General features: G+C 60.3%; 1 pseudogene. It reads right to left on the bottom strand.

The annotated features are described in order from the left end of the window. Positions 1-411, bottom strand: a pseudogene (locus I6F36_RS39135) (peptide ABC transporter substrate-binding protein); the annotation flags it as partial.

Raw genomic sequence — 411 nt, 5'->3', positions numbered from 1 at the left:
ACATAGCCGTTCGACATGTCGTTGCCGATGTCGTGGACGTAGCCCTTCACCTGCTTGGTGGACGCGTTCACGAAGTCGTTGAACATCGGCAGGATGACGCCGCCCTCGTCGCGCACCATCATCGCCATCGACCGATAGAGCTCCTTGCGCTTGGCCTCGTCGAGTTCGGAGCGCGCCTGGAGAAGCAGCTTATCGAAATCCGGACGCTTGAAGCGGGTGTCGTTCCAGTCGGCCGTCGACAGATAGGCGGTGGAATACATCTGATCCTGCGTCGGGCGACCACCCCAGTAGGAGGTCGAGAAAGGCTGCACGTTCCAGACGTTCGTCCAATATCCGTCGCCGGGCTCGCGCTTGACCTCTATCTCGATGCCGGCCTTCTTGCAGCTTTCCTGGTAAAGCACGGCCGCATCG

Source organism: Bradyrhizobium sp. BRP19 (genome assembly GCF_020194195.1).
Taxonomy (GTDB): domain Bacteria; phylum Pseudomonadota; class Alphaproteobacteria; order Rhizobiales; family Xanthobacteraceae; genus Bradyrhizobium; species Bradyrhizobium yuanmingense.
The sequence above is the reverse complement of the archived record's forward strand: the minus strand, read 5'-3'. Positions and strand labels throughout refer to the sequence as shown.